1 protein-coding gene is annotated in these 462 nt (G+C 69.5%); it reads right to left on the reverse strand.

The genetic code is table 11. The annotated features are described in order from the left end of the window. Window positions 1-462, reverse strand: a 462-nt coding sequence (locus GVL05_RS19815; RefSeq protein WP_159574245.1) for a LysR family transcriptional regulator, incomplete at both ends; no start/stop codon positions are given.

Consider the following 462-nt stretch of genomic DNA (forward strand, 5'->3'; position numbering starts at 1 on the left):
CGGCAGCAGGCCGACGGCCAAGTCCACCTTGCCGGCCTCCATGGCGTCCTTCAGGTCGGTCGCTGAGTTGCGCACGGTGGTCAGGCGCACGCCGGGCGCCACCTGGGCCAGGCGCTCCAGCAGGCGCGGCAGGAAGTAGATCTCGCCGATGTCCGTCATGCCCACCTTGAACACGCGCCGGCTGGTGGCGGGGTCGAACCCCAGCTTGTGGTTCAGCGCGCCGTGGATCATCGCGAGCGCGTACGACACGGATTCCGCGAGCTGGTCGGCGTAGGGCGTGGGCTGCATGCCGTGGGCCGTGCGCAGGAACAGCTCGTCGCCCAGCAGGCGCCGCAGCCGCGCGAGGGCGTTGCTCACCGCCGGCTGCGTGAGGCCCAGGTTCTCGGCGGCCTGCGATACCTTGCGCGTGACCAGCAGCTGCTGGAAAACCACCAGCAGGTTCAGGTCGATCTCTTCCAGTTC

The sequence above is a fragment of the Curtobacterium sp. 18060 genome (assembly GCF_902706105.1).
Classification (GTDB): Bacteria; Actinomycetota; Actinomycetes; order Actinomycetales; family Microbacteriaceae; genus Curtobacterium.